General features: G+C 43.4%; 5 protein-coding genes. 2 read left to right on the top strand and 3 right to left on the bottom strand.

What is annotated here, in order from left to right; translation table 11 throughout:
• Positions 1-215 precede the first annotated feature (215 nt).
• Positions 216-1,670, top strand: coding sequence for a hemolysin family protein (locus tag QZW82_RS31400; protein ID WP_293158074.1), 1,455 nt, complete (start codon positions 216-218; stop codon positions 1,668-1,670).
• A 7-nt stretch (positions 1,671-1,677) separates the two neighbouring features.
• Here the strand turns inward: QZW82_RS31400 and QZW82_RS31395 are convergent, their stop codons facing one another.
• Entirely contained in the window at positions 1,678-2,292 is a 615-nt protein-coding gene (locus QZW82_RS31395) for a hypothetical protein (protein WP_293158071.1), read from the bottom strand.
• Between the two features lie 298 nt (positions 2,293-2,590).
• Entirely contained in the window at positions 2,591-3,319 is a 729-nt protein-coding gene (locus QZW82_RS31390) for a hypothetical protein (protein ID WP_293158069.1), read from the bottom strand.
• A gap of 192 nt (positions 3,320-3,511) precedes the next feature.
• Between QZW82_RS31390 and QZW82_RS31385 the strand changes: the two genes are divergently transcribed.
• Positions 3,512-4,024: a hypothetical protein gene (locus QZW82_RS31385; protein WP_293158066.1), complete on the top strand. Its 513-nt coding sequence runs from the start codon at positions 3,512-3,514 to the stop codon at positions 4,022-4,024.
• 286 nt (positions 4,025-4,310) lie between these two features.
• On the opposite strand, the gene QZW82_RS31380 is transcribed toward QZW82_RS31385, so the two are convergent.
• Positions 4,311-5,312, bottom strand: coding sequence for a hypothetical protein (locus QZW82_RS31380; RefSeq protein WP_293158063.1), 1,002 nt, complete (start codon positions 5,310-5,312; stop codon positions 4,311-4,313).
• Positions 5,313-6,432 lie beyond the last annotated feature (1,120 nt).

Genomic DNA, 6,432 nt, shown 5'->3' with positions numbered 1-6,432 from the left:
CGCTTTCAATATTTTGTTGAAAGCTTTGAGAGATACCTCCCTGACAGGAGAGCTTGCTGCTTTTTCTGTTTTGCCATACACGGCTATTCTGGGCTTAGTCCGGGATTTACCGGGTTAAATGTATCTGATTCTCAGGTTCGATCGAGAAAGTTGTTCTAGGGAGAATTGTGTCACTTTTAGGGGCTAGAGTTCAGGAGATAGCTGATTTACCCGCGATGAGTTGGGCAGAGGTGCTGTCGCGGTTGCTGTCAGTGCTGCTGCTGATTGCGATCAATGCTTTTTTCGTGACGGCTGAGTTTTCGATGGTGACGGTACGCCGATCGCGGATTAATCAATTAGTCGAGGCCGGCGATGTTCCGGCAATAACTGTTCAATCTTTGATACACAGTATCGAGCGATTGCTCTCGACAATGCAGTTGGGAATTACTCTTTCTAGTTTAGCTCTCGGCTGGATTGGAGAAGATACGATCGCCGTTCTCATCCGAATGTCGATCGGCTATTTGCCGCTACCAATTTATATCAAATCGGCGATCGCCCATTCTGCCAGCATTTCAATAGTAACTTTTTTCCTGCTAGCTTACCTGCAAATCGTACTCGGCGAAATCCTGCCCAAATCTGTAGCCTTAGTTTATTCCGAACAGCTAGCCAGAAGTTTAGGGCCTCCGAGTTTATTGATTTCCCGCTTGTTCAATCCCTTTGTGTCGTTTCTCAATCAATCCACTCGATCGCTATTGCAGCTTGCGGGAATCGAATACGAGCGCACGCACCAGCCAGTTACGCCCCAAGAACTGCAATTAATTATAGCGACTTCCAGCGAATCTAGCGGCTTGGAAGCAGAAGAGCGAGAATTGCTGAATAACGTGTTTGAATTTGGCGAAGTTTGCGTAGAAGAAGTGATGGTGCCCAGGCCCAGCATTGTGGTACTTCCCAGTACGGCTACGTTTCAAACTTTGCTTGACGAAATGGCGATTTCCAACCATTCCCGCTATCCCGTCACGGGAGATTCTTTAGACGATATTATCGGGATTATTGGCTTCAAACAACTGGCGAAACCCTTAGCTGAAGGTTTGCTATCTCCCGACACGCCGATTGTAACTTGGATTAGTTCGGTGAGATTTGTGCCGGAAATGATGGTGCTGGGGGAATTACTGCCTTTGATGCAGAGTTCGTCGGAAGAAATTGCGATCGTCGTCGATGAATTTGGCGGCATTTCCGGGTTGGTGACGCTGAGGGATTTGATCGCTGAAATTATCGGCCGCACTTACGAGTCGCCCGACAACAAAGAGATTGCTTTACAAGTATTGGACGATCGCACTTTTTTAGCGCAAGCACAGTTAAATGTAGATGATATCAATCAAATATTGAATTTGGACTTGCAGGTGACAGACGAATATCAGACAATCGGAGGTTTTCTGAGTTATCAGTTGCAAAGAATGCCGGCAGTAGGGGAAGTTTGGCGCTGCGAAAATGCGGAACTTACAGTGGTTTCTGCGTGCGGGCCGCGGTTGGATCAAATTCAAATTCAGTTGCTGGATGGGGCGGCGGAGGATGCCGTTGGGGATAGCTTCGCCGCGCGCGATTTCCCAGAAGTTGCAGCGGCTGATGGGGAAGTTGGGGGAAAAGGGCGATCGAATAGCGGATTGAGAGGTGCGGCGAAGTTTTCGAGTTAAGAGTATTTTAGTTAACGCCGATATAATCTACTCGCTCGAAGTCGCTGCGTACTAAATCATCTAACGTCGGGCCTTTGGGGCGTAAATTAAGGCGATCGCCAGCCCTCACATTTTCGTAATATACGTAGGGAATATAGATATCTTGCTCCTCCATAAAAGCGTCAGTAAATCTAAAACCACTCTCAATGTCCTCAGCTTTAACCTCACGAAAGTTAGAGAGGAATAGGAGATCCATCTCTTCCTCAAAGTACAGCATCTCTGCAAATGCACCTCCGTCGTAGCAGTTATAACCAATATAACCGCAAGTATCGCTGCATTTGTAGTAGATGGCACGAGTGGATAGGAACCAGGAAAGGGTGATCGCATCTCCTTCTCCAAATACAAGGCTACCGGGCCTATAAGTCAGTTTTTCAACGATCGTCCAAGGGTGTCCTCGGAACTGAAATACAATATAGCTCTCGGTGGTGATTTCGATTTCGCGATCGTATATATCTCGTTCCCAAACATCCGCACGTCTCGCCCTACTAAATTTTTCCGCCACTGACTCAATAGGAGCGCGAACGAGAAGTAGATTTTGGTTTCTGTCAATTGTTTCAATACCTCGGCGCTGTTCAATAGACATATATTTTACCATTGAGTAAAGTATGAAATAGCAGATAATTAACCTTGAATTAACGATTCAAAATTCGGGTTTATGGCCTCTTTATTCTTTAGCCAGCGGAGGCGGGATTCCTTTGTGTAATTGGGGGTAAAAATCGAATAACTTGCTATCGCTAGATTCGATTTTCCAGCCCCAAAATGGTTTCAACCGCCCAGTCATAAACGGGGTAAGCTGTTCGACATTCAAACTGCACTATTTGTGCGCCAGACCCCATACTGCAAGGGGTTGAGGCAATAAATTTAAATGACTAACAGCTTATTTAAGTCGGATTTGGTATGAAAATTCTTCCAGGGATTCCAGGGCCTATTGATTCTGGAATCGTTAACTGGAGAAAGTAGACTGCGGGATTTCTCAGGGAGGCTTGACCTAGTTGGAGCTGATTAGAGCTGCCTGGAATTTCGCAACCTATAGCGTGCCAGACAGCTACACCATTGAATAAAGCTTCTGTTATTGTTGCAAAACTAATCTCCCTTATATCCGCGCTAGTGAGAAAAATGATTGCTGGTATTCTGCCTGCTGTCTTTGCAGGGCTGTTACCGAGCGCATCAATGAAACCGAGAATTTGATATTTTTGGTAACTCGGGGGGAGGAGATCTCCCTTTAGCGCCTTTACCTCATAAAAAACGCTATCAGCATATGTTTCAGTTGGGCCTGCTGGAAAATTCACAAATACAAGTGGAAGAACTCCATCAGGTTGTACATTTTTGATCTCACCATCCGTTTTATCTTCCCTTTTCTTTGAAGGAAATAACCTGGTATTCTCTGGAATTGGAGTACCTGGTCTGATGGTAGCTAGTGCAAAGTTTTGAAAAGCTCGTCCAACTTGATTGATTGGAATCCCTTGACTCAGGGCAATTTGATCGAGTCTAGCTTTAGTTGCTGCTGTATGAGAAGGGTCTGCACAAAACTGAGCCTGAGCTGCAAAAGTAAGCCCATTAATAGCAGTTGCTACCCCCATAAATAATGCGGTCTTTTGAAAGTAGTTCATAGCTGAAGCCCCAATGATACTTACAAAATGATGCTTGCGAAATTTATTGCAGAGCATGATTGATAGGATGTTACGAGCCGAGCCATTTCACTGTAAGTGATATAAATCATTTATTGCCATGATCGATGTCACACTTGGAACGATACAGGTATGGTATTTTTATACATCAATAATATTTAAACAGTACCTGTAATGCTGAAACAGCCCTACTTAATTTATGCTTTTTCTTCTGTCCTTATAGCGTCTCTACCTCTTTTTCAAATTGTAGCGAATGCTCAGGAAGAACCAGGGTGTTTTATACTTGATTCATCAGGTCAAGTAAATAGACTCGATCCTTTATGCAAGCGTGATGAGCAGCAGAAATTAAGGAATGCTATGAAAGCTAAAGAACTTTATCAACAAGGATTCGACCTCGGTCGCAGAGGACTGTACAAGGAAGCATCTGAAGCTTTTACTCAAGCAATTAATCTCAATCCTGATTTTGTAGAAGCTTATATGGTTCGTGCTCATGCTCGAGGTGTAACGGGAGACAAACAGGGGGGAGTTGAAGATTTTCAGAAAGCTATAGATATTTACAGGGCTAGAGGACAATCGCAAATGGCTGATATGCTTTTAGTTCCATTGAATTCGCTGCAAAATGAAATGCGATTTGAACAGGAAAACAAGAGTAAACCGGAAGTTGAGGATGAGCCGAAAGCTAAATAAGACAATATTTGATCGAACCAATCTCAAAAAGATGAGGTATGACTGACAGCTTATAATCACTAATTTAAGAGGGCTTAAGCCCAACAACGTACCTCACTTTTTTGATAACTGCTATATATAGGGATTTTGATGGGGAGGACGATCGCAAATATGTCATATGTCGATCGCCTTTTAGATTAAAAGCAAAACGAAATTCAAAATAAACAGGACAATAGCTAATATTGGAGAAACCAGCTAAAGTCCTTTAATATCAAGCTTTGTGCTGTTCGTCAGAGTTTTTGGCGTATCAAGCATTCGGGAAAACTTCCTCTGAAAACATACGGCGCAGAATCTCGTAGAAGGGTTCACAATACACCGCTTGTTGGGGTGACAGATATGCCCCAATCTCCTTACGCAGTAGGTGAGTCATCTGGCTGACGAGCTCCCAACTCACATTCAGTCGAGGGTAAATCATCACGCAGAGGGGAAACAGTTCGGTTTCTAGCGCGTGCAAATTGCCTTCTAGCAAACAAACCCACATATAAACCTGAAACATCTCGACATCACGAATACTCGATGTACGGATGCGTTCGCTGCTGAGGGGCCCAGAATAACAGCGATACCGTGGGTACAGTTCATTTACTCGATCGACTACCCGTTCAGCAATCTCGGTCATCTTCGACATTAGCAGGCGCACAGATTGCAGCGCAACTGAATCCGATGGATGGTTTGCAGCAGCTTCGTAGGCGCGTGGCAGTGGCATATACAGATGATCGTCTAGGATTTTGACGTAGTTACCAAAATTTTCCTGTTCTCCCTCGGGAAGCAATTCCATCAACTGCATTCCCGTGTAGTGATATTGCATCGCCACAAAGCCAATCACGCGAGGATCAATTTCTGTTACCTGCTGTCGGACTTGTCCGAGAATTGGACTCACCTTGTTGACTATACGATAGGGCGACAATTGCTCGCTATATGCTTCGATCGCCAACTTATAAACTTGATGGATGCCACCAGAAATATACCAAGGATCGATCAGATCCGTATCTATACCGTGTTCAACTAACGTTTCTGACAATAGATAGTCAGTTTTCGTCCATGATTTTGCACTCACTGAACGCAGCGATGTCAACATTTGTTTTGCCATACTGATACGCCGTCGTTCGATAAATTTATCCTCACCCACAACCGCAGGGGCACCGCTTTTCATCTGTTGTAGATACTTTTGGGCGAAGGAAACAGATAAGTCTACCGATGGTGACAGCGGATTGAATGATGTGGAACTGAGAAAGGAAGGATTAGTAGTCATAGATTTAGTATTTACTCTGTCAAGGTTAGATGCTGCTGATGGTTTTCAACTCACACATTCATTTTTTGTGAGATACAATTGCGCGAATGCTTGAGTAGATTTAATCTAGAATTTGGTAGCAAAATGATGGCGATAATAGCGATCGCTATTGTTTGTTGAAGCATTCGATCTTAACTATAATCTCCTAAAACTCCAGAATTCAATCGTATAAATACTGATAAATATCATAAATTTCCCAGCCATTTGCGAGTCAATACCGTACTTGTAAGTAGACTTTCAAATGAAATAGCTGGCTGACGTTGTGCAATGCCTATATACCAAGCTGGTAAAGTCAAAAAACGGCAATTGTCGCTGTAACAGAACTCCTTATTTTGCCGAAATACCGAAGCTAGAGACTATTATTGTTCAAAATTAGCCTAAAATTGCTTGATTTAACGATCGTGCTACAAAATTCTGGTTGTTTGTACCCAAAACTGTTCGGCAGACTAAATTTTAACTGCACAAAAAGCAGAAAATCGCGATTTTACTTTATATTTTATTAATATTTCAATCAAATAAAATTCATCAAGGTTTGTAGTGAGGACTTTAGTCCTCTGAATATGCGGACTGAAGTCCGCACTACAAACACTTTTATGGTCAGGTTTGTAGTGAGGACTTTAGTCCTCTGAATATGCGGACTGAAGTCCGCACTACAAACACTTTTATGGTCAGGTTTGTAGTGAGGACTTTAGTCCTCTGAATATGCGGACTGAAGTCCGCACTACAAACACTTTTATGGTCAGGTTTGTAGTGAGGACTTTAGTCCTCTGAATATGCGGACTGAAGTCCGCACTACAAACACTTTTATGGTCAGGTTTGTAGTGAGGACTTTAGTCCTCTGAATATGCGGACTGAAGTCCGCACTACAAACACTTTTATGGTCAGGTTTGTAGTGAGGACTTTAGTCCTCTGAATATGCGGACTGAAGTCCGCACTACAAACACTTTTATGGTCAGGTTTGTAGTGAGGACTTTAGTCCTCTGAATATGCGGACTGAAGTCCGCACTACAAACACTTTTATTGTAAGGTTTGTAGTGAGGACTTTAGTCCTCTGAATATGCGGACTGAAGTCCGCACTACA

The sequence above is a fragment of the Microcoleus sp. bin48.metabat.b7b8b9.023 genome (assembly GCF_013299185.1).
Taxonomy (GTDB): Bacteria; Cyanobacteriota; Cyanobacteriia; order Cyanobacteriales; family Microcoleaceae; genus Microcoleus.
Note: the sequence above shows the minus strand (reverse complement) of the source record. Positions and strands in the feature narration are given on the sequence as shown.